Annotated in this window: 17 protein-coding genes and 3 rRNA genes; 8 read left to right on the top strand and 12 right to left on the bottom strand. The window is 66.2% G+C overall.

Annotated elements, in window-relative coordinates; genetic code table 11:
* Nucleotides 1–26 precede the first annotated feature (26 nt).
* From SGFS_RS27970 to SGFS_RS27950, 5 genes are all read left to right on the top strand, one after another.
* Entirely contained in the window at nt 27–575 is a 549-nt protein-coding gene (locus SGFS_RS27970) for a MarR family winged helix-turn-helix transcriptional regulator (protein ID WP_286254365.1), read from the top strand.
* Nucleotides 576–1,260: 685 nt separating this feature from the next.
* Nucleotides 1,261–2,787: ribosomal RNA gene (locus SGFS_RS27965) — 16S ribosomal RNA — on the top strand.
* 319 nt (nt 2,788–3,106) lie between these two features.
* Nucleotides 3,107–6,229 (top strand): 23S ribosomal RNA (locus tag SGFS_RS27960).
* 89 nt (nt 6,230–6,318) lie between these two features.
* Nucleotides 6,319–6,435, top strand: a 5S ribosomal RNA gene (gene rrf / locus SGFS_RS27955).
* Together the 16S, 23S and 5S rRNA genes form the textbook arrangement of a ribosomal RNA operon.
* 70 nt (nt 6,436–6,505) lie before the next feature.
* Nucleotides 6,506–7,072, top strand: a complete 567-nt coding sequence (locus SGFS_RS27950; protein ID WP_286254364.1) for a GNAT family N-acetyltransferase — start codon at nt 6,506–6,508, stop codon at nt 7,070–7,072.
* A 28-nt stretch (nt 7,073–7,100) separates the two neighbouring features.
* On the opposite strand, the gene SGFS_RS27945 is transcribed toward SGFS_RS27950, so the two are convergent.
* The 8 genes from SGFS_RS27945 to SGFS_RS27910 form a co-directional block, all read right to left on the bottom strand.
* On the bottom strand, nt 7,101–8,558 hold the full coding sequence (locus SGFS_RS27945) for a type IV secretory system conjugative DNA transfer family protein (RefSeq protein WP_286254361.1): 1,458 nt from the start codon (nt 8,556–8,558) through the stop codon (nt 7,101–7,103).
* Nucleotides 8,559–8,608: 50 nt separating this feature from the next.
* Nucleotides 8,609–10,051: an ATP-binding protein gene (locus SGFS_RS27940; protein WP_286254360.1), complete on the bottom strand. Its 1,443-nt coding sequence runs from the start codon at nt 10,049–10,051 to the stop codon at nt 8,609–8,611.
* Nucleotides 10,052–10,061: 10 nt separating this feature from the next.
* The gene (locus SGFS_RS27935; RefSeq protein ID WP_286254357.1) at nt 10,062–11,621 is read right to left on the bottom strand and encodes an SCO6880 family protein; all 1,560 of its coding nucleotides are present in this window, start codon (nt 11,619–11,621) and stop codon (nt 10,062–10,064) included.
* Nucleotides 11,618–12,934 (bottom strand): hypothetical protein, encoded by a 1,317-nt coding sequence (locus tag SGFS_RS27930; protein ID WP_286254355.1) that lies wholly within the window; start codon nt 12,932–12,934, stop codon nt 11,618–11,620. The genes SGFS_RS27935 and SGFS_RS27930 overlap by 4 nt, the downstream gene beginning before the upstream one ends.
* Nucleotides 12,924–13,793: a hypothetical protein gene (locus tag SGFS_RS27925; RefSeq protein WP_286254353.1), complete on the bottom strand. Its 870-nt coding sequence runs from the start codon at nt 13,791–13,793 to the stop codon at nt 12,924–12,926. The genes SGFS_RS27930 and SGFS_RS27925 overlap by 11 nt, the downstream gene beginning before the upstream one ends.
* Nucleotides 13,794–13,996: 203 nt before the next feature.
* Nucleotides 13,997–14,305: a hypothetical protein gene (locus SGFS_RS27920; RefSeq protein ID WP_286260093.1), complete on the bottom strand. Its 309-nt coding sequence runs from the start codon at nt 14,303–14,305 to the stop codon at nt 13,997–13,999.
* Nucleotides 14,306–14,716: 411 nt separating this feature from the next.
* Nucleotides 14,717–15,841 (bottom strand): tetratricopeptide repeat protein, encoded by a 1,125-nt coding sequence (locus tag SGFS_RS27915; RefSeq protein WP_350284018.1) that lies wholly within the window; start codon nt 15,839–15,841, stop codon nt 14,717–14,719.
* Nucleotides 15,842–15,845: 4 nt separating this feature from the next.
* A complete protein-coding gene (locus tag SGFS_RS27910) occupies nt 15,846–17,102 on the bottom strand; it encodes an ATP-binding protein (protein WP_286254351.1) in 1,257 nt (418 codons plus the stop codon).
* A gap of 112 nt (nt 17,103–17,214) precedes the next feature.
* Between SGFS_RS27910 and SGFS_RS27905 the strand changes: the two genes are divergently transcribed.
* A complete protein-coding gene (locus tag SGFS_RS27905; RefSeq protein ID WP_286254349.1) occupies nt 17,215–17,556 on the top strand; it encodes a hypothetical protein in 342 nt (113 codons plus the stop codon).
* A gap of 171 nt (nt 17,557–17,727) precedes the next feature.
* Here SGFS_RS27905 and SGFS_RS27900 read toward each other — a convergent pair whose 3' ends face one another.
* A complete protein-coding gene (locus SGFS_RS27900; protein WP_286254347.1) occupies nt 17,728–19,041 on the bottom strand; it encodes a S53 family peptidase in 1,314 nt (437 codons plus the stop codon).
* A 228-nt stretch (nt 19,042–19,269) separates the two neighbouring features.
* Between SGFS_RS27900 and SGFS_RS27895 the strand changes: the two genes are divergently transcribed.
* The gene (locus SGFS_RS27895) at nt 19,270–19,920 is read left to right on the top strand and encodes an SRPBCC family protein (RefSeq protein WP_286254345.1); all 651 of its coding nucleotides are present in this window, start codon (nt 19,270–19,272) and stop codon (nt 19,918–19,920) included.
* 112 nt (nt 19,921–20,032) lie between these two features.
* The gene (locus SGFS_RS27890) at nt 20,033–20,731 is read left to right on the top strand and encodes a S1 RNA-binding domain-containing protein (RefSeq protein WP_286254343.1); all 699 of its coding nucleotides are present in this window, start codon (nt 20,033–20,035) and stop codon (nt 20,729–20,731) included.
* Here SGFS_RS27890 and SGFS_RS27885 read toward each other — a convergent pair.
* The 3 genes from SGFS_RS27885 to SGFS_RS27875 are packed head-to-tail and all read right to left on the bottom strand — an operon-like array spanning nt 20,712 to nt 22,084.
* The gene (locus SGFS_RS27885; RefSeq protein ID WP_286254342.1) at nt 20,712–20,984 is read right to left on the bottom strand and encodes a DUF397 domain-containing protein; all 273 of its coding nucleotides are present in this window, start codon (nt 20,982–20,984) and stop codon (nt 20,712–20,714) included. The genes SGFS_RS27890 and SGFS_RS27885 overlap by 20 nt on opposite strands.
* On the bottom strand, nt 20,977–21,228 hold the full coding sequence (locus SGFS_RS27880) for a DUF397 domain-containing protein (RefSeq protein ID WP_286254341.1): 252 nt from the start codon (nt 21,226–21,228) through the stop codon (nt 20,977–20,979). Before SGFS_RS27880 ends, SGFS_RS27885 begins: the two co-directional genes overlap by 8 nt.
* Before the next feature lie 10 nt (nt 21,229–21,238).
* Nucleotides 21,239–22,084: a helix-turn-helix domain-containing protein gene (locus SGFS_RS27875; protein ID WP_286254340.1), complete on the bottom strand. Its 846-nt coding sequence runs from the start codon at nt 22,082–22,084 to the stop codon at nt 21,239–21,241.
* Between the last annotated feature and the right edge of the window lie 138 nt (nt 22,085–22,222).

Here is a 22,222-nt window from a genome sequence, read left to right as displayed (position 1 = left end):
CCAAGCCCGCGTGCCATACTGCGGAGATGGGCGACACCCCCGGCACCGACGAGCCGACACTCGAAGAGCAGATCGCCGGCTACCAGCGCGAGTTCCAGGGCCTCGACCCCCAGGTCGAGAAGATCGTCTCGGCGCTCTCACGCCTGAACCGTCGTATGAACGTGGCCTACGGCCGCCAGACCGCCGGCCTCGGCATCAGCAACGCCGAGTGGGAGGTCCTCAAGGCCCTCGTGCTCTCCGGCGCCCCCTACCGCATGGGCCCGAGCGACCTCGCCAAGCGGTTGGGTCTCACTCCGGCCGCCATGACCCACCGCATCGACCGCATGGTGGCCGAGGGCCTGGTGACGAGGGAGCGCGACGAGAACAACCGCGTCCGCGTCATCGTGGAGCTGACCACCGAGGGGCGCGAGAAGTGGCTGGAGGCCATGCGTCGCGCCTCGGTCTTCGAGGAGGACCTCCTCCAGGACCTGTCTCCCGTGGAGCGAACGGTCCTGGGTGAGGTGCTGACCAGGCTCCTGCGACGGGTCGAGGAGACCCAGCATGACGCGGGCGGCCGCCTCAACGACCTTGACTGAAGGCATACTTGGGGGCGAGTTCGAGGTTTGACTGCGGCTCACCCAGGGGATGCTTGACAGTCCGCCCGTCGATGCGTAAAGTTCTTCGGGTTGCCACGGAGCCGTAACGGTTCTGCGACAGCACCTCCGCCGCTCAAGCGGCACCCAAGCCAACAGCAGGATCTCCCAACGGGATCGAATTCGGCGTGCCCGAATTCAATTCGAATGGGGTTCGGCGGCCCCGATTGGGAACTGCCGAGCAGATCCGCTAAGGTTTGAAACGTCGGAACGGCCCAACGGCCGCGAGGACAAACCCAGTTGACTGGGAGTCGGGACCGAGGGAAACCGAGGATCTGATAGAGTCAACATCGCCGGAAAGGGAAACGCGAGAGCGGGAACCTGGAAAGCACCGAGGAAATCGGATCGGAAAAGGATCTGATAGAGTCGGAAACGCAAGACCGAAGGGAAACTGCCCGGAGGAAAGCCCGAGAAGATACTCGGGTGAGTACAAAGGAAGCGTCCGTTCCTTGAGAACTCAACAGCGTGCCAAAAATCAACGCCAGATATGTTGATACCCCGTCTCCGGCCAGTTCGTCTGGTTGGGGCGAGGTTCCTTTGAAGTAAACACAGTGAGGACGCTGTGTGCGAGAGGATCATTCCTCCTCTTGCACCGCTCTCGTGGTGTCGACCCGATTACGGGTACACATTCACGGAGAGTTTGATCCTGGCTCAGGACGAACGCTGGCGGCGTGCTTAACACATGCAAGTCGAACGATGAAGCCCTTCGGGGTGGATTAGTGGCGAACGGGTGAGTAACACGTGGGCAATCTGCCCTTCACTCTGGGACAAGCCCTGGAAACGGGGTCTAATACCGGATACAACCACCGGCCGCATGGTCTGGTGGTGGAAAGCTCCGGCGGTGAAGGATGAGCCCGCGGCCTATCAGCTTGTTGGTGAGGTAGTGGCTCACCAAGGCGACGACGGGTAGCCGGCCTGAGAGGGCGACCGGCCACACTGGGACTGAGACACGGCCCAGACTCCTACGGGAGGCAGCAGTGGGGAATATTGCACAATGGGCGAAAGCCTGATGCAGCGACGCCGCGTGAGGGATGACGGCCTTCGGGTTGTAAACCTCTTTCAGCAGGGAAGAAGCGAGAGTGACGGTACCTGCAGAAGAAGCGCCGGCTAACTACGTGCCAGCAGCCGCGGTAATACGTAGGGCGCGAGCGTTGTCCGGAATTATTGGGCGTAAAGAGCTCGTAGGCGGTCTGTCGCGTCGGATGTGAAAGCCCGGGGCTTAACCCCGGGTCTGCATTCGATACGGGCAGACTAGAGTGTGGTAGGGGAGATCGGAATTCCTGGTGTAGCGGTGAAATGCGCAGATATCAGGAGGAACACCGGTGGCGAAGGCGGATCTCTGGGCCATTACTGACGCTGAGGAGCGAAAGCGTGGGGAGCGAACAGGATTAGATACCCTGGTAGTCCACGCCGTAAACGGTGGGAACTAGGTGTTGGCGACATTCCACGTCGTCGGTGCCGCAGCTAACGCATTAAGTTCCCCGCCTGGGGAGTACGGCCGCAAGGCTAAAACTCAAAGGAATTGACGGGGGCCCGCACAAGCAGCGGAGCATGTGGCTTAATTCGACGCAACGCGAAGAACCTTACCAAGGCTTGACATACACCGGAAACGGCCAGAGATGGTCGCCCCCTTGTGGTCGGTGTACAGGTGGTGCATGGCTGTCGTCAGCTCGTGTCGTGAGATGTTGGGTTAAGTCCCGCAACGAGCGCAACCCTTGTTCTGTGTTGCCAGCATGCCCTTCGGGGTGATGGGGACTCACAGGAGACTGCCGGGGTCAACTCGGAGGAAGGTGGGGACGACGTCAAGTCATCATGCCCCTTATGTCTTGGGCTGCACACGTGCTACAATGGCAGGTACAATGAGCTGCGATGCCGTGAGGCTGAGCGAATCTCAAAAAGCCTGTCTCAGTTCGGATTGGGGTCTGCAACTCGACCCCATGAAGTCGGAGTTGCTAGTAATCGCAGATCAGCATTGCTGCGGTGAATACGTTCCCGGGCCTTGTACACACCGCCCGTCACGTCACGAAAGTCGGTAACACCCGAAGCCGGTGGCCCAACCCCTTGTGGGAGGGAGCTGTCGAAGGTGGGACTGGCGATTGGGACGAAGTCGTAACAAGGTAGCCGTACCGGAAGGTGCGGCTGGATCACCTCCTTTCTAAGGAGCATTTCTTACCGGGTTCTTCGGGACACGGTCAGAGGCCAGTACACCGGCGAACGTCCGGTGCTGGTTGCTCATGGGTGGAACGTTGATTATTCGGCTGGGTTTCCGGGTCGGAGGCTGTGAGTACTGCTCGTCAGAGCGTGGAAAGCATGATCTTCGGACGGAGTCCGGTCGGGCACGCTGTTGGGTGTCTGAGGGCACGGCCGGTTACGGCTGCCTTCAGTGCCGACCCCAGTGCACTCGGATCTGCTGGTCCGGGGTGATGGGTGGTTGGTCGTTGTTTGAGAACTGCACAGTGGACGCGAGCATCTGTGGCCAAGTTTTTAAGGGCGCACGGTGGATGCCTTGGCACCAGGAACCGATGAAGGACGTGGGAGGCCACGATAGGCCCCGGGGAGTCGTCAACCAGGCTTTGATCCGGGGGTGTCCGAATGGGGAAACCCGGCAGTCGTCATGGGCTGTCACCCTTGCCTGAACACATAGGGCAAGTGGAGGGAACGCGGGGAAGTGAAACATCTCAGTACCCGCAGGAAGAGAAAACAACCGTGATTCCGGGAGTAGTGGCGAGCGAAACTGGATGAGGCCAAACCGTATACGTGTGAGACCCGGCAGGGGTTGCGTATGCGGGGTTGTGGGATTTCTCTGTCACAGTCTGCCGGCTGTGAGACGAGTCAGAAACCGTTGATGTAGGCGAAGGACATGCGAAAGGTCCGGCGTAGAGGGTAAGACCCCCGTAGTCGAAACATCAGCGGCTCGTTTGAGAAACACCCAAGTAGCACGGGGCCCGAGAAATCCCGTGTGAATCTGGCGGGACCACCCGCTAAGCCTAAATATTCCCTGGTGACCGATAGCGGATAGTACCGTGAGGGAATGGTGAAAAGTACCGCGGGAGCGGAGTGAAATAGTACCTGAAACCGTGTGCCTACAAGCCGTGGGAGCGTCGCGCATCGAGTTTACTCGGTGCGTCGTGACTGCGTGCCTTTTGAAGAATGAGCCTGCGAGTTTGCGGTGTGTTGCGAGGTTAACCCGGGTGGGGTAGCCGTAGCGAAAGCGAGTCCGAACAGGGCGTTTCAGTAGCACGCTCAAGACCCGAAGCGGAGTGATCTAGCCATGGGCAGGTTGAAGCGGAGGTAAGACTTCGTGGAGGACCGAACCCACCAGGGTTGAAAACCTGGGGGATGACCTGTGGTTAGGGGTGAAAGGCCAATCAAACTCCGTGATAGCTGGTTCTCCCCGAAATGCATTTAGGTGCAGCGTCGTGTGTTTCTTGCCGGAGGTAGAGCACTGGATAGGCGATGGGCCCTACCGGGTTACTGACCTTAGCCAAACTCCGAATGCCGGTAAGTGAGAGCACGGCAGTGAGACTGTGGGGGATAAGCTCCATGGTCGAGAGGGAAACAGCCCAGAGCATCGACTAAGGCCCCTAAGCGTACGCTAAGTGGGAAAGGATGTGGAGTCGCAGAGACAACCAGGAGGTTGGCTTAGAAGCAGCCACCCTTGAAAGAGTGCGTAATAGCTCACTGGTCTAGTGATTCCGCGCCGACAATGTAGCGGGGCTCAAGCGTACCGCCGAAGTCGTGTCATTCCAGCATGAGGGCCAACGCCCGCTGGGATGGGTAGGGGAGCGTCGTGTGCCGGGTGAAGCAGCCGCGGAAGCGAGTTGTGGACGGTTCACGAGTGAGAATGCAGGCATGAGTAGCGATACAAACGTGAGAAACGTTTGCGCCGATTGACCAAGGGTTCCTGGGTCAAGCTGATCTGCCCAGGGTAAGTCGGGACCTAAGGCGAGGCCGACAGGCGTAGTCGATGGATAACCGGTTGATATTCCGGTACCCGCTGTGAAGCGTCAAACATTGAACCAGGCGATGCTAAGTCCGTGAAGCCGCCCTGGAGCCTTCGGGCAAAGGGGAGTGGTGGAGCCGACGGACCAGACTTGCAGTAGGTGAGTGATGGGGTGACGCAGGAAGGTAGTCCATCCCGGGCGGTGGTTGTCCCGGGGTAAGGGTGTAGGACGTCAGGTAGGCAAATCCGCCTGACACGTAGTCTGAGACCTGATGCCGAGCCGATTGTGGTGAAGTGGATGATCCTATGCTGTCGAGAAAAGCCTCTAGCGAGTTTCATGGCGGCCCGTACCCTAAACCGACTCAGGTGGTCTGGTAGAGAATACCGAGGCGTTCGGGTGAACTATGGTTAAGGAACTCGGCAAAATGCCCCCGTAACTTCGGGAGAAGGGGGGCCATCACTGGTGAGAGGACTTGCTCCTCGAGCTGGGGGTGGCCGCAGAGACCAGCGAGAAGCGACTGTTTACTAAAAACACAGGTCCGTGCGAAGCCGTAAGGCGATGTATACGGACTGACGCCTGCCCGGTGCTGGAACGTTAAGGGGACCGGTTAGTCACATTTCGGTGTGGCGAAGCTGAGAACTTAAGCGCCAGTAAACGGCGGTGGTAACTATAACCATCCTAAGGTAGCGAAATTCCTTGTCGGGTAAGTTCCGACCTGCACGAATGGCGTAACGACTTCTCGACTGTCTCAACCATAGGCCCGGTGAAATTGCACTACGAGTAAAGATGCTCGTTTCGCGCAGCAGGACGGAAAGACCCCGGGACCTTTACTACAGTTTGATATTGGTGTTCGGTTCGGCTTGTGTAGGATAGCTGGGAGACTGTGAAGCTTGGACGCCAGTTCAGGTGGAGTCGTCGTTGAAATACCAGTCTGGTCGTGCTGGATGTCTAACCCGGGTCCGTGATCCGGATCGGGGACAGTGTCTGATGGGTAGTTTAACTGGGGCGGTTGCCTCCCAAAGGGTAACGGAGGCGCCCAAAGGTTCCCTCAGCCTGGTTGGCAATCAGGTGGTGAGTGTAAGTGCACAAGGGAGCTTGACTGTGAGACCGACGGGTCGAGCAGGGACGAAAGTCGGGACTAGTGATCCGGCGGTGGCTTGTGGAAGCGCCGTCGCTCAACGGATAAAAGGTACCCCGGGGATAACAGGCTGATCTTCCCCAAGAGTCCATATCGACGGGATGGTTTGGCACCTCGATGTCGGCTCGTCGCATCCTGGGGCTGGAGTCGGTCCCAAGGGTTGGGCTGTTCGCCCATTAAAGCGGTACGCGAGCTGGGTTTAGAACGTCGTGAGACAGTTCGGTCCCTATCCGCTGCGCGCGCAGGAATATTGAGAAGGGCTGTCCCTAGTACGAGAGGACCGGGACGGACGAACCTCTGGTGTGCCAGTTGTTCTGCCAAGGGCATGGCTGGTTGGCTACGTTCGGGAGGGATAACCGCTGAAAGCATCTAAGCGGGAAGCCTGCTTCGAGATGAGTATTCCCACCCACTTGATGGGGTAAGGCTCCCAGTAGACGACTGGGTTGATAGGCCAGATATGGAAGCCCAGTAATGGGTGGAGTTGACTGGTACTAATAGGCCGAGGGCTTGTCCTCAGTTGCTCGCGTCCACTGTGTTGGTTCTGAAACCACGAACAACCCCATGCCATGGTCACGGTGTGGTGCGGTTGAGTGTTTCATAGTGTTTCGGTGGTCATAGCGTGAGGGAAACGCCCGGTTACATTCCGAACCCGGAAGCTAAGCCTTACAGCGCCGATGGTACTGCAGGGGGGACCCTGTGGGAGAGTAGGACGCCGCCGAACAAATATTGCGAGAGAACCCCTGCCGGGAAACCGGCGGGGGTTTTCTGCGTTTGGTGTCTACTCTCGCGTCATGAATGACACGACTTCCGATATCTACACAGTCCGGTCCCTACGCGCTGACGAGTGGCCCGCGGTGAAAGAGCTGCGGTTGGCCGCCCTGCAGGATCCCGTGGCTCCCATCGCCTTTCTGGAGACCTACGACAATGCCGTGAGCCAACCCGACTCCTTCTGGGAGGAGAGGGCTGCTCGGGCTGCCGAGGGGGCTACGAGTGGAGTGCAGCAGTTCGTCGCAGAGAGGGCCGACGGGACCTGGGTCGGCTCCGTGACCGTACTGCTGGAGGAAGCCGGGACCTCGGACTGGGCCGGCTTTCCCGTGGAGCGGCGGCAGGGGCATCTCGTCGGGGTGTTCGTGCGGCCCGAGGCGCGGGGGAGCGGGGTGGCGAAGGAGCTGTTCGACGCCTCTGTGGAGTGGGCCTGGGGGCAGGGCGCGGAGCGAATTCGCCTCATCGTGCACCAGGACAACCCGAGGGCGCAGGGCTTCTATCGCAAGGTGGGGTTCGTGCCGAGCGGGGTGGTCGTGCCACTGCCGCAGGCTCCCGGGGAGGCCGAGCTGGAGTTCGTGCTGGAGCGGAGCTGAGACCGGCCGAGGCCCTGCCAGGAGCTCGCTACACCGGGAGTTCGTCGTGCGGCCAGCGGGATCGGGCCTGTTCGCGGGAGCGCAGGAGGGCCAGGGTGGGCAGGCCCTGGTCCACGCCGGTCGTCAGGAGGGCCGGGAGCTGGGGGAGCGGGGCCACGGCTGCCACATCGTCCAGGATCAGGGTGAGTGGTGGGTCGAGGCGGCCGGAGGATGACCGTTCGGCCATGCGCCGGCCACGCTCGACCACGCTTGAGGCGAGGGCCGTCAGAAGCGGCATCGCCGAAGGGTTCGTCTTCGGGTCCTCGATGGGGTCGCCGACCACATAAAGCGTTCCTCCCTCGTGGACAAAGGAATCCAAGGCGAGGGAGTCCGCTCGGTTGGGAGTGCAGGACTCGCGGACGTTGACCGTGGACAGGGCGGACAGGGCCCGTGCTGTCAGTTCCTGGGCGATGTCCCGGCGTTCGGGGTGGGACGTGAGAGCCGATTCCAGTTCGCCGGCGGAGCCCGGGGCCGCCTTGGGGTGAGTGCGGAGCGTGCGTACGGCGTCTTGGACGTGGGTGCCCTGGGCCCAGCGGTGGAGGTGGCGGATGGTGCGGCCGTCTATGGCCGCGGCGTGGAGGTAGCTCCGGAGGAGCGTTTCGGCCGCGTCCGCCACTGCCTGGTCGATCTTCGCCGTGGGGCGGATCGGGGCGAGGAGGGCCGCCGCCCTGGCGACCGCCGTCAGCTTGTCCTCGCAGCCGGTGGTGGGGGCCCAGTGCAGGCGGGCCGGGGTGTCGCAGAGGTGTGAGGGGTCGTAGAGCAGGACCGGGCCCAGTTTCGCGCGGGCGTCCTTCGTCTCCGACCAGAGCGTGGGGTCGGAGGTGACGATCAGGGCCGCGCCCTCGGCGTCGCGTACGGCCTGGGTGGCTGCGAAGCGGCGGGATTCGGCGGGGCCGAGGATCAGCGGGGTGGTCGACCGGCTGGGCGGAGGGGCCGTGGCCGGGAAGTCTGTCGGTTCGGGGCGAGGGGCCGGGACCGGAGAGGTGGCGGGGGCGATGACCTGGGGTGGAGTCGGCTCCTGGGGGATCATCGGCTCGGGCTTTGTCGGGGGAGGGGTGGCGGCCTCCTCGTAGGGTCTCGTCCTGTTTTTCGCGCGTACTGCCTTCCAGCGGGCCAGTGTGCCCACGGTGAAGACCGTCAGGACGATCACGATCATCAGTTGGCTGATGACGAGGCCCCAGAAGAGGCCGTAGCCCGAGAGCTGGCCCGGGGGTGTGTCGGGCCAGGCCGAGCGGAGGTCCTGGGGGTCGGAGATGAGGCTGCCGAGGGCCAGGGGGGTGCGGGTGAAGGTGACGCCGTCGGGCCATGAGCCGTGGGTGAACAGGGCCGCGAGGCCCGTGGCCGTCCAGACCAGCAGGGTGAGGCCCAGCAGGAGGGCGAGCAGGCCGATCAGCAGGCCGTCGGGGATGCCGCCGGCCTGCTGCGGGCGTCGTTCGTCCGGTCTCATGTCGCGAATCCTGCCTCGCCGTTCTCGCGTCCGCTGTCCGCTGTCTGCTCTCAGGCCACTGTTGATTCGGAGGAGCCGTACCCCTCGACCTCGCTGAGGTGCTCTTCGACGAAGGCCGCCGCTCGTTGCTCGGCCTCCAGTTCGGCGGCGTGCAGCGCGTCGTCGGCTGCGAGCTGGTCGGCGTGGTCGATGGAGGACTCCGTCATCGCGCGGTCGGTGAAGACCAGGGGGCGTTCGGTCTCCGTGATCAGGTGTTTGACCACCTGGACGTTGCCGTTGACGTCCCAGACCGCGATGCCGGGGGTGAGGGTCGGGATGATCTCCACGGCCCAGCGGGGGAGGCCCAGGACGCGGCCGGTCGCACGGGCCTCGTCCGCCTTCTGGGCGTAGATCGTTCGCGTGGACGCCATTTTGAGGATGGCGGCCGCCTCCTTCGCGGCTGCCCCGTCGACGACGTCGGAGAGGTGGTGGACGACCGCGACGAAGGACAGGCCGAGGCGGCGGCCGAACTTCAGCAGGCGCTGGAAGAGCTGGGCCACGAACGGGCTGTTGATGATGTGCCAGGCCTCCTCGACCAGGAAGATGCGCTTCTTCCGGTCGGGGCGGATCCAGGTGTGCTCCAGCCAGACGCCGACGATCGCCATGAGGATGGGCATGGCGATGGAGTTGCGGTCGATGTGGGAGAGGTCGAAGACGATGAGGGGGGCGTCCAGGTCGATGCCGACCGTCGTGGGGCCGTCGAACATGCCCCTGAGGTCGCCGTCGACCAGGCGGTCCAGGACCAGGGCCACGTCCAGGCCCCAGGCGCGTACGTCGTCCAGGGCGACGTTCATCGCCTCGGCGGACTCCGGCTCGGGGTGGCGGAGCTGCTCGACGATGTCGGTGAGGACCGGTTGGCGCTCGACGATCGTCTCGTTGACGTACGCGTGTGCGACCTTGAGGGCGAAGCCGGAGCGTTCGTCCAGGCCGTGGCCCATCGCCACCTCGATGATCGTGCGGAGCAGCGCGAGCTGGCCCGTCGTCGTGATCGAGGGGTCGAGGGGGTTCAGCCGGATGCCGTGGTCCAGGGCGGCCGTCGGGTCCAGGCGGATGGGAGTTATTCCCAGCTCCTGCGCGATGAGGTTCCATTCGCCGACGCCGTCCTCGCCCTGGGCGTCGAGGACGACGACCTGGCGGTCGCGGAAGCGCAACTGCCGTAGGACGTACGTCTTCTCCAGCGCCGACTTGCCGTTGCCGGACTCGCCGAGGACGAGCCAGTGCGGGGCCGGGAGCTGTTGGCCGTAGAGCTGGAAGGGGTCGTAGATGTAGCCCTTGCCGGAGTAGACCTCGCGGCCGATGATCACGCCGGAGTCGCCGAGGCCCGGGGCGGCGGTCGGGAGGTAGACCGCCTGGGCCTGGCCCGTCGACGTACGCACCGGGAGGCGCGTCGTCTCGACCTTCCCGAAGAGGAAGGACGTGAAGGCGTCCGTGAGAACGGACAGGGGATCGCGCATGCGGCAGCCCTTACCGTCGAATGCCGGTGGCGAACGGGAGCGTGTTCACGAAGGCGCGGTGGTGTTCGCGGTCGCACCACTCCAGTTTCAGATACGACTTTCCGGCCGAGGCCCTTATCGTCCGCTTGTCGCGCGCCAGTGCCTCCGGGGAGCGGGAGGAGACCGTGATGTAGCCGACCAGGTTGACGCCGGCCGCGCCGCTCGCCAGGTCCTCGCCGCGCTGGTCGAGGCGGGAGTGCGAGGCGACGTCGCGGGGGTCGACGGTGCGGTTCATCTTGGCGGCGCGGCTCGCTTCCGCCTCGTCGTTGGTCTTCTCCGTCAGCATGCGTTCGATGGCGACCTCGGTGGGTTCGAGGTCCATCGTCACGGCGACCGTGCGGATGACGTCCGGGGTGTGGACGAGGAGAGGCGCGAGGAAGTTCACGCCGACCGGGGTCATCGGCCACTCCTTCACCCAGGCCGTGGCGTGGCACCAGGGGGCGCGGGTGGAGGACTCGCGGGTCTTGGCCTGGAGGTAGTCCGGCTCCATCGCGTCCAGCTCGGCGGGCCAGGCGTTGCGCCTGGTCATGGCCTGGATGTGGTCGATGGGGTGGTCCGGGTCGTACATGGAGTGGATGAGGGAGGCGAGACGGCCCTGGCCGAGGGGCTGTCGTACGCGGATGTCGGCCTCCTGGAGGCGCGAGCAGATGTCCGTCAGCTCGCGGGCCATGACGACGGCGAGGCCCGCGTCCTTGTCGAGCTTGCGGCCCTGCTGCGGGCGGGCGGCGCGGGCCATGGCGTGGGCCTCGGCGGCCAGCTCGCGGTTGTAGTGCATGCAGGCGACGAGGTACGCGCGGTGCTGCTCGCTGCTCGTGGACACCATGGACTGCAGCTGGTCGTACGACTGCATGAGCCAGGCCGGCGCCTTCTCGTCGCCGCGCTGGGCGACGTCCTTGGCGTGGGCGTCCGGGTCGGCGGGCAGCGTGCGGGCGAGGATCTGCAGGCGGGTGACGAAGCCGTCGCCGTTGGCCACGTGCTTGAGGAGGGTGCCGAAGCGGTCGACGAGGGCTTCCTGGTCCTCGGAGTCGCGCAGGCCGACGCCCGGGCCCTCGATCTCGATGGCGGCGGTGACGGTTCTGCGGTCGGCGTGCAGGAGGACGGCGATCTCGTCCGGTCCGAAGGGCGCGGCGAGCCAGGTGATACGGCCGATGCCCGGGGGCGGGCCGATCTCGACCTCCCGGCCGTCGAGGCGCGTGCCGGCCTCCATGACGGCCGAGCGGTAGGCCGTGCCGCGCTTGAGGGAGCGCTTGTAGCTGCGGTTGATCTCGAACCACTTGTAGAACGTCCGCCGCTTGTACGGCACGTACACGGCGGCCAGCGCCAGCATCGGGAAGCCCGTGAGCAGGGCGATGCGGGGCACGAGCACCGGGACGAGGAGGCCGCACATCATGCCGAGGAACGCGCCCGCGATGATCAGCGCGATCTCGCCGGACTCGCGGTTCCGGCCGATGATCGCGTTCGGCCGGGCGCGGCCGATGAGATACGTACGGCGGGGCGTGACCGGATGGGACAGGTGGGACTCGGTCGTCAACGCCCTTCACCTCCCGTGCGGTTGTTGCGGGCGTTGCTGGCGTGGGGGGTGTTGACCGGGCTGGAGCGGGGCGGGGGTGCGGCTGCGCTTCCGCCGCCGTTGGGGGTGCGGCTGCTGTGGGCGGCGACGCCGCCGGAGGCGGGGTTCGCGGGGCGGGGTGTGCTGCTCTGGCCGCCGCCTTGGTTGTCGGCCCGGGAGCTGTGGGTCTTGATGCCCTGGGCGACGAGGGTGGCGGGGGAGCTGATGACGGCCGCGGCCTTGCTCTCGGCGCCGCTCATGAGGCGGTTGTTGCGGGAGTTCGCGATCTCGTCGCCGAAGCCCGGGACGAAGCGGTAGATCATCGCTGAGGCGAAGATGGCGAGCAGGATGATGGCGAGGCCGGAGACGACGGCGGAGAAGGCGTTCGGCCCGTCGTCGGCGGAGAGCGCGCCCGCGAGGCCGAGGACTATCACGATCACCGGCTTGATGAGGATGACCGCGATCATGATGCCGGCCCAGCGGCGGACGTGGCCCCAGAGGTTCTTGTCGACGAGGCCGGCGTAGACGACCGTGCCGAGGAGGGCGCCGACGTAGAGCAGGGCGGCGCGGATGACGAGCTCCAGCCAGAGGACGCCGGCGGCGAGGATCGAGACGAGCGAGACGACGATGAGCATGATGGGCCCGCCGCCGATGTCGTCTCCCTTCTTGAGGGCTTCGGAGAAGTTGCCGAAGAAGGTGTCCGTCTGGTCGCCGGTGGCCTTGGCGAGGACTTCGGTGACGCCGTCGGTGGCCGAGACGATCGTGTAGAGGATCAGGGGGGTGAAGGCGGAGGCCAGGACGGTGAGCCAGAGGAAGCCGACGGCTTCGGAGAGGGCCGTGGTGAGGGGGACGCCGCGTACGGCTCGCTTGGCGACGGCCAGGAGCCACAGGACGAGGGTGAGGATGGTCGAGGCGGCGAACACGACGGCGTACTGCTGGAGGAACTTGGGGTTCGTGAAGTCGACGTTCGCGGTTTCCTTGACCGCGGCGGAGAGTTTGTCGACGGTCCAGGAGGCGGCGTCTGCGCAGCCTTGGGCGAGGGAGGAGAGGGGGTCGAGGGTGGTGGTTGCGTCGGGGGTTGTGGTGGAGCCGGATTTTTCGCCGGCGCCGCGTTCGCAGTAGTCCTTGGCGGGGCCCCGGATGAGGTCACACGGGTCATTGCTCGCCGAAGAGGAGGGCGAAGGTGAGGGCGTCGGGGTGGGGGCGGCGAAGGCGCGGGTGGCCAAGAGCACCGTGGTGGCCTGAACGGCTGTGACAGCGGTGGCGATCTTGAGCACGCGATGCTTAACGGGCATACGTGAACCCTCCGTACTCCTCGACTGCCTTGGTCATGTCCTCGGCGGTGGATGCCGTCTGGTCGCGTCCGACGGGGACAGGGCCGTCCTTCTGCGTGAAGTCGGTGACCTTCCAGTCCCCGCCGACCCACTTCAGCTCGTACGTCGTGGTGAACCAGCTTTCGGTCACCGGATTCGTCGAACCTTCGCCTGACAGTCCGAAGAGTGACGTGTACCAGAGCGCTACCTTGGCGCTGTTGTTGCTGGAGGACGTGACCTTGGTGCCCACTGGGATGATGCGGGAGACGAAGGTCTGACCGCTCGGCGCGGCGCCGTTCTTGTCCAGGCCGATGTTGGTCAAAAACTCCTCGCTGGCGTACGCCTTGTCCAGGTCACCCTGCCGGGCGGCCGCGACATCGGGGGCGTAGACGGTGTTGACGATGTCGTGCCGCCGGTCCGTGTTGAACATGTCGGCCGAGCCGAGCGCCATCCCGTAGTTGGCCGCCGCGCTCTCCGCCCCCTGCTCGCTGTGCGCGTACCCCGTGGGGATGCCCGCTGTCTTCGTGTTCACCGGCCGCTCCCCCGAAGCCGCCGTCGGTGCGCTCTCCGCCTTGTCGCCGGCGGTGCCGGACTCACCGTCGGAGTCGTCTCCGCCGCGGTTTGCGAAGGCGATCGCGGCGATGAGGAGGACGACCACGCCGACGATGGTGACGAGGCTTCTGGAGGAGGAGCGGCCTCGGCGGGGGGCGCCGCCGTAGAGGTCGCCTCCGCGGTCGGGGAGGCGGGTGCGGGTCTGTCCGGTGCCCGCGTATCCCCCGTACGAACCGTCGTCACCGGCGCGCGAGGACTCGCCGTAGCCGTGGTCGTCACCGAGACTCATGCCGCGTTCGCCCCTTCAACTTCGATGTCGTACCGAAACGCGTAGCAGTACGACGGTAGCCGCGCTGGTTCCCGCGCGGGCGCGGTGTGGTGACTCGACATCAGGGAGACGCAACCTCAGCCGGTGGGCACGACGGACGGATGGGGTGGAAGGGGAGGGGCGAGGGGAAGGGCGTGCTGGGCCGGGACGGGCCGTCGGCCGGGCTACACGGCCATGCCGTACACGATGGTGAAGAGTGTGCCCAGGGAGCCGATGATGAAGACGCCGGTGAGGCCGGCGATGATCAGGCCCTTGCCCTGTTCGGCGCTGAAGGTGTCGCGCAGGGCCGTCGCGCCGATGCGCTGCTTGGCGGCGCCCCAGATCGCGATGCCCAGGCAGAGGAGGATGGCGACCGCCATCACGACCTCGATCATCACGCGCGCCTCGTTGCCGAGGCTGCCGAAGGGGCCCCAGTCCGGGGCGATCCCGCCGATGATGGTGGTGATGTCGCCCTTATCGGCCGCAAGGAACATGTAAGTCACCGCCCCTAGTGGGTAGTTCGAAAGCTTTGGCTCGTCAGCCGGGCCGCTGGGTGCCGCCGGTCGAGTCGCCTGTGCTGTTTCAGTGTCTCTGACACGGGGTTGTGCAGAGGTCGGGCCCATTCTCGCTGACAATGACGCTGTCGTATGTCGACTTGGCGTCATTGATTGGCGGGTTTCGTACGAATCCCTTGCCGTCGGCCCGATCGGGACCCTATCGGGGGATGTGGAGAGGTACTCGAAGGGGCGTATCGTCACTCTGTGTATCACGGCAGGTCACGCCGGGCAACGAGGTTGTAGCGGAACCTGTGGTGTGGTTCCGTCGTTAGTCCCCTCCGGTCTCGCCCGGCCCCGCTTTTGACGGGGCGTCAATCCCGGATGTCTTCCGGAGAGTACCCGCCGTTCCTAGCTGTTCTTCTTCCGGTCGAAGAGGATCGTCGCCGCCGTCGGTGCCAGTCCCGCCCAGAACAGGATCTGGGGGATCGTGCGTTCGGTCCAGGGGAGTTGGGTGAGCAGGAGGGCGCAGAGCATGGCCCAGGCCGCCTGGGCCAGGACTATGCGGGGCCAGCGGCGGCGGTGGATCAATGAGCGGAGGTTGATCTGGATGCCGGTGCGTAGGCGGCGGTAGCGGAGTAGGGCGCCGACCAGCCAGATCGCGGTCATGGGGATCAGGGTCCACAGGCGTTGGCCCAGGGAGACCGGCAGCTGGCGCTGGGTTTCGCCTTCCACGGCGAAGAGGTCGAGCATGGTGCCGGACAGGGCCAGGCAGAGCAGGGCGAGCCAGCGGATGCCGCGTAGGAGGCGGTAGCTGGCGTCGTCGAGCTGGTTGCGCATGCGGGCGGAGTCCGGGGTGGTCGCCAGTGCGTCCGCGTACAGGGTCGCCGCCTCCGTCGCCTTGACGCCGGGGGCCGTCGCCGCCTTCTCCGTCCGGCGGGCCAGGGCGTACTGGTGCTGGGGATCCAGGCGGAGTATCGCCTCGTCCAGTTGGTCGGCCACCGTTGCGTTGCCCGAGATCGAGGCGATCTTCCAGGCCACCTCGTAGGCGTAGACCTCCTCGGGGCCCAGGCGCAGTGCCTCCATGGCCAGTTTCTCGGCGTCCTTGGCGGCGGCGTCCGCCTGGTGCGCGCGGACTGTTCCGCCGTTGGAGTGGGCGACGCGGATCAGCTCGGCGTGGAAGACCTTCTCGGCGAGCTTCGCGTAGCCGTACCAGTACTCCGGCGCGAGGCGTACCACCTCGCGCAGCGGCTCCGTCGCCTCTGTCCAGCGTCCGCCCGCGGCCCACACGGCTTCCGAGCGCATGATGAGTGCGCCGATGTCCTCGGGGTCGAGTGACAGCGCCTTCTCGCTCGCGTCGAGTGCCGCCTCCCGGTTTCTGGGTTCGACCAGGTGGCACTGGGCGAGTTTGACCCAGGCGCGGATGTCCCCGGGGTCCTCGGCGAGCCGCTGCTTCACCAGGGCTTCGGCCTCGTCGCGGCGGTCGAGGTCGAGGAGCGCGTTGGCCCGCTCGATGGCGGGGTGCAGAGTCGTCACAGCGTCACAGCTTCCGCTTCTTCTTCAGGTAGGCGACCAGGTCGTCGTACATGCCGCCCTCGTTGGCGAACATCGCCACGTTCCGGGCCGACGCGAACCACGGCTCGCTGGATGGGACGACGTCCTTCGCGACGGTCAGCAGGTCCTTCATGCCGATCATGCGTACGGTGCCCGAGCGCGCCGAGTCGAGCAGTGCCCGCTCGGCCGCCGCCTCGCACACATGGGCGAGGTCGGCGCCGGACAGGCCGTCGGTGGCTTTGGCCAGCCTGCCCAGGTCGACGTTCTCGATGGGGCGGTCGCGCAGGTGGTAGCGGAGGATCGCCTCGCGCGCCGGGGCGTCGGGCGGCAGTACCAGCAGGGTGCGGTCCAGGCGGCCGGGGCGGCGCAGGGCGATGTCCACGTCCCAGGGCACGTTGGTGGCGGCCAGCACGAACACGCCTTCGTTGGCCTCGGCGTCGATGCCGTCCAGCTCGGTGAGCAGCTGGTTGACGGTGTTGCGCATGCCGTTGTGCAGGGTGCGGCTGCGCTTCGCGCCGAGTGCGTCCAGCTCGTCGAGGAAGATCACGCAGGGGGCGTTGCGGCGGGCGGTCTCGAAGACCTGGTGCATGTTGCGTTCGGAGTTGCCGATCCACATGTCGAGGACGTCGTTGACCGACACGGACAGAAAGCTCGCGCCGAGTTCGCCCGCGACCGCCCTGGCGATGAACGTCTTGCCGCAGCCGGGCGGACCGTACAGCAGCAGGCCGCCGCGCAGGCTCTTGCCGTACAGGCGACGGAGTTCGGGGTTGCGGAGGGGGGCGAGGAAGGCGGCCTCCAGGCGGTCCTTGACGTCCTGCATACCGCCGACGTCGGCCAGGCGTACGGTGCCATTGCCATTGCCATTGCCATTGCCATTGCCGGTGCCGGTGCCGTCGGCCGCCGCGAGTGGGGTTTCCACGAACCTCGGGGGTACGACGTCCCCGACCTGATCCTCGGCGGCCTGCCAGTCGAAGCCCTTCCGCTTCTCGACGGGCGACTCGGCCGCCGGTTCCGGCGCGCCCGGCGCGGTCTGCTGCGGGACTCCCATCGCGCGGACCATGAGTTCCCGGGCCTGTGCGTCTCCCGGCGCGTGCTGCAGCGCGACGGCCACCTCGGTGACGGCCGCGTCGGGGCGGCCGTCGTTCAGGAGGAGTTCTGCCAGGTGCAGTCGCAGAGGTACGTCGGCCGGCGCGGCGTCAACTGCCGTGCGCAGGCTCTGGATCAGGGGAGAGTCGTCCGGCATGGGCTACACCTTAAGGACCGAGCAGCTCATCGGATGGGATGAGTATCGGGGATGCCGGAGATGAGTAGCCGCGCGCTGCCGTGCCATGCGGGCTCGGCGGTGTGATGAGGGCATGAGCCAGAACCCGTATCCGTATCCGTATGCCGCTTCGCAGCAGGACGCCCTGTGGTGGCTGGTACCCGTGGTCTGTACGCCGCTCGCCCTGGTGTTCGGGTACTTCGACTACGTGGGGTCGCTCATCGGCAGCGCCCCGGATGTGTGGAAGGCGGCCGGGTACGTCGTGGCCTTCGGGATGGTGGCCGGCAGCTGGCTGCTTCCCCGGACGCGGGCGGGGCGGGACTGGCGGATCGGGATGGGGGTGACCGGGTGCGTGCTGGCGGCCGTGTACGGGAAGGTCGCCTCGGCGGTCGTGATCGCCGCGCACGTGGTGATGTGGCTGCAGAACGGCGACTGAGGCGGCCGGGTGTGCATACGGCCGCCGGGAGCCCCATGGATCGGGGCTCCCGGCGGTTCTTCGTGCTGAGTGCCATTCGATGGGTGCCAAGCGATGAGTGCTGGGCGTTGAGCGTTAGGCGCTAGACGTTAGGTGTTGAGCGTTGAGTGCTGAGTGGTGATGTCCGGTCGGTCAGCCGGTGAAGGCGTCCACGCCCTCCGGGGTGCCCAGGCCCGTCGGGCCGTCATAGCCCGAGCGTGCCGTGCAGAAGTAGCTCGTGGAGCAGGTGCCGTTGCTGCCGGACGTCACGTCGTTCAGGGCCGAGGTGGCGGCGTAGGGGAACGAGGACGGGTACTTCGTCGAGGTCGGGGTGCCTGCCAGGGCGTAGACCGCGGCGATGATGGGGGCCGAGGCGCTCGTGCCGCCGTAGGTCGCCCAGCCCTGGCCGTCGTCGCCGTAGGTGTCGTAGACCGAGACGCCCGTGGCGGGGTCGGCCACTGCCGAGACGTCGGCGATCGTGCGCTTCGTGCAGCCCGTGTCGGTCTGCCAGCTGGGCTTCGTGTCGTACGAGGAGCAGCCGGAGCCGGTGCCCTCGGTGCTGTTCGTCGACCAGACCTTCTCCGTCCAGCCGCGGGAGGCGGACGAGGAGGTGGAGAGTGCTGTTCCGCCCACCGCTGTGACGTACTTCGACGCAGCCGGGTACTCCGCGCCGTAGCCGCTGTCGCCCGCGCTCGCCGTGATCGCGACGCCCGGGTGGTTGAAGTACGAGGAGTCGTACGACGTGTCGGAGGAGGACTCCGAGCCGCCGTAGCTGTTCGAGACGAACTTCGCGCCCAGGGCGACCGCCTTGTTGACGGCCGTGCCCAGGTTGGCCATCGAGGCCGACTTGGCCTCCACCAGCAGGATGTTGCAGTTCGGGCAGATCGCGCTCGCCATGTCGAGGTCGAGGGAGATCTCGCCGGCCCAGCCGCTGTCGGCGGACGGGAGTGAGGTCGTCGAGCCCGTCTGGCTGACCTTCTTGAAGCAGCCGTTGGAGGTGGTGCAGGCCGGCAGGCCGTACTGCGAGCGGTACTCGGCGAGGTCGGACGCGGCGTTCGGGTCGTCGTACGCGTCGACGATCGCGATCGTCTCGCCGGAGCCGCCTGAGGCGGCCGCGTCGGTGAGGCCGTAGGCGTCCTGGAGGTCGGAGGGGCCGTAGCCGGTGGGGGTGGTGGCGTCCGCGGCCTTGGGGGTGATGTCCTCGGCCTTCGCCTCCGCCTTCTGGAAGGCCGTGATGCCTCCCGTGACGCGGAGCGCGTTGCAGGCCATCTCGCCCTTCTTGGTGGGCGTGGCGCAGGAGTGGGTCCAAGTGACCTTGGAGGGGGCTGACTTGGCGGTCGCCTGGGTGGTCGTGGTCGCCAGGGCTGCCAGGACCGCGGCCGTCACGGCCAGGGCCGTTCGGGTCGCGCGGCGCCATCTGCCTCGGGTGGAGGGGGAGTTGGCGCTCGTGAGGGGTGCGGTACGCAACGTACTGCCTCCTGTGAGTGGGTGGACACGGGCGGCGGTCCGCGAATGACGATGTCCTGGCGGGTGCACGTCAAGGAAGGGGGTTTCGGAATCCTGACTTCCGCATTACTGGAAGGGGTGCTCGGCATACCGGCAGATGGGGGTGAGCTGGGCTGCCGCTGGGCGTGGCTTGACTGGATTCATGACTTGGTTCACACAGTGAGAGATGGGTGAGAGGAGCACGAGGACGTGATCGATGTGACGCGGCAGATCAATGCCGTAGGGCGGCGGGTGCGTCGCCGGGAGTTCAAGGCGGGTGAGGCCCGGGTGGTGAGCCTCGGTCAGGCGTACGGCGGCTCGACGGTCGAAGATGTTTGGGACGCCTGTACGAATCCCGAGCGCATCCCGCGCTGGTTCCTGCCCGTCTCCGGTGAACTCCGGACCGGCGGCCGCTACCAGCTCGAGGGCCACGCGGGCGGCACGATCGAGCGCTGCGATCCGCCCCACGGGTTCCTCGCGACCTGGGAGTACGGCGATGACGTCAGCTGGATCGAGGTCCGGGTCGGCGCCGGGGCGGAGGGCGGGGCCCGGTTCGAGCTGGAGCACATCAGCCGTGTCGACGACGCGAAGTGGGCCGAGTTCGGGCCCGGTGCCGTCGGGGTCGGCTGGGACATGGGGCTCGTGGGGCTCGCGATCCACCTGTCCACCGGCGCCGCCGTCGATCCCGGCGAGGCCATGGCCTGGTTCGGGTCGGAGGAGGGGCGGCGGTTCGTGGAGCTGAGCAGCGAGGGGTGGTACGAGGCCGCCGTTGCCGCCGGCGAGGAGGCGGGGGTCGCGCGGGCGGCGGCGGACCGGACGACCGCCGCGTACACGGGAGCAGGGGGCGGAGAGGGTGAGTGAGCGGGGGGTTGTGGAGGGTGCCCGGGGATTTGTCGAAGGGGTTCGGGTCGGGGACCTCTGTGGGGGGACCGTCGCCGAGGTGGTCCTCTCGCCCTGGGGCGTGCCTCGGGAAGTGACGGTCGCTCTGGACGGGGCTCCCGTCGGCTGCCCGCTCGGGTGGGTCGGGGCGCTCGACGTGACCTGGGGGCCGCGCCGAACCCGCCTCGACTCGCTGGAGGTCGGGCAGCGGATCACCGCCGAGGTGATCGCCGTCGACCTGGACGAGGAGCGGGTCCAGCTGTCCCTGGCCGCCACCGAGCACGCGGAACTCTGGGGGTTCCTCAAGCGGCTGCGTCCCGGTGAGGTGCTCTCCGGGACGGTCGCGTCCATCGAGTCGTTCGGGGTCTTCGTCGCGCTGGACGACGGACCCGGCCATCCGATCCACCCCGGCGTCGGGTTCATCACCCACCCCGACCTGTCCTGGCGGCACTTCGACGACCCCCGGGACGTCGTACGGGTCGGGGAGCGCGTGACCTGCGAGTACTTGTATTTCGACACGACCAACGGAGAGGCCCGGCTATCGCTGCGGGCGACTTCGCCGGACCCCTTCCAGGCCTTCGCCGACGGCACCGCGCCGGGGGACACCCTGCGCGGATGTGTCACCAAGGTGGTGCCGTTCGGCTACTTCGTGCGGGTCGTCGACGGGGTCGAGGGGCTCGTTCCGCTACAGGACCCCGTCGCGGTGGTGGGTGAGGAACTCGGGGTCGTCGTCACCGAACTCGACCGGGAGCGGCGGCGGCTGCTCCTCCGCGCTACTCCGGCTTCGCCGTAGGTTCGAAGCCCTCGACGCCTTCTACGAAGTGGTCGAACTCGCCCGCCTGTACGCCCAGTACGAACGCGTCCCACTTGCGGCGGTTGGTCGTGACGACGTTCTCCGGGGCGCTGGTCTCGCGGATGTAGACGGGCGCCTCGGGGTCGTCCTCGCCGTTCCCCTCGCCGAAGGCCAGCTCGATCCAGGGGCCGGGTCCGGTCGCGTCCTCGGGCGCGGCGCGGACCCAGTCGAGGTCCGGGGGGATGTCAGACACGGGCGGAGGTCTCCTCTTTGAGCGCGTGGATGAGGGTGCGGAAGGTGGAGGGGGTGGTGGTGAGTATGGAGTGGGTGGGGTCGGCGGATTCGGTGAGGTGGATGGTGGCGGGGCCGGTGGATATGTGTACGCAGGCCTCGCCTTCACTGCAATGGGATGACTTCTGCCAGGTCCGGGCTATGTGAACGCAGGAGTCGCCTGAGCCGCAGAAGGATGACCTCTGCCAGGGGAAGTGCTGGGGCATCTCGTTCCTTTCACAGGTCGTGGATCAGCTTGTAGATGAAGTCGCGGGACTGCTCGGGCTTGAGGGCCAAGGCGTCCAAACGGTCGAGCAAGACCCGGTACATGTCCAGCTGTGCCTCGGCGTCGAGGAACGTCGGTCCGTGGGACTGGTCGAGGTGGACCGCGTCGAGTTGGGATACCGGTCCGCCGGAGTAGAAGATCGACTGCCCTGCGCCGGGGAAGGAGCCGACGCCGAACGGGAGCACCCTCAAGGTGATGTTGTCCCGTTCACTCATGTTCAGCAGATGATGCAGCTGCGTCTTGGCCACGGTCGGCCCGCCGAACTGCATGCGCAGGGCGGCTTCGTGAACGATCGCCGCGTACGGAGTCGGGCGCTCTCTGAAGAGCACGTCCTGGCGTTTGATGCGGAACGACACGCGGTGCTCGATGTCGGGTGGGGACAGTTCGGGCACGACCTGGCGGAACAACTCGCGGGCGTGGTCGATGGTCTGCAACAGCCCGGGGATGTGAACGGTGACTGCGGCGCGCAGGTGCACGGCATGGTGCTCCAGTTCGGCGAGGTTGAGCAGCCCGGCGGGCAGGCGGTCGCGATACTCCTCCCACCAGCCGCGTGTGCGATCCGAGGTCATGGCCGCCAGCGCCTCGATCAAGTCCTTGTCCGGGCACTTGTAGTGGCAGCCGAGCGTGCGCAGCCGCTCGGCGCTTACCCCGACGCGTCCGGCCTCCATGTTGCTGACCTGCGTCTGCTTGATGCCGAGGAGTTGACCGGCCTCCGTAGCGCTCAAGCCCGCGCGTTCGCGGAGTTTGCGCAGCTCGGCGCCGAAGCGGAGTTGTCTGCCCGTCGGATTGGCCCTCACGGGTCTGCCCGCCTCCTTGTTGTGGCTGATCACCCACACGGGTGGTAGTGAACAGGATCTCCATGAATCGGTTAACGCATTCACTGGTCGCCGCTACCTTTTGGAGACAGCTCGCATCCGTCCAACTCCCCTCCGTGA

Source organism: Streptomyces graminofaciens, assembly GCF_030294945.1.
GTDB lineage: Bacteria > Actinomycetota > Actinomycetes > Streptomycetales > Streptomycetaceae > Streptomyces > Streptomyces graminofaciens.
The sequence above is the reverse complement of the archived record's forward strand: the minus strand, read 5'-3'. Positions and strand labels throughout refer to the sequence as shown.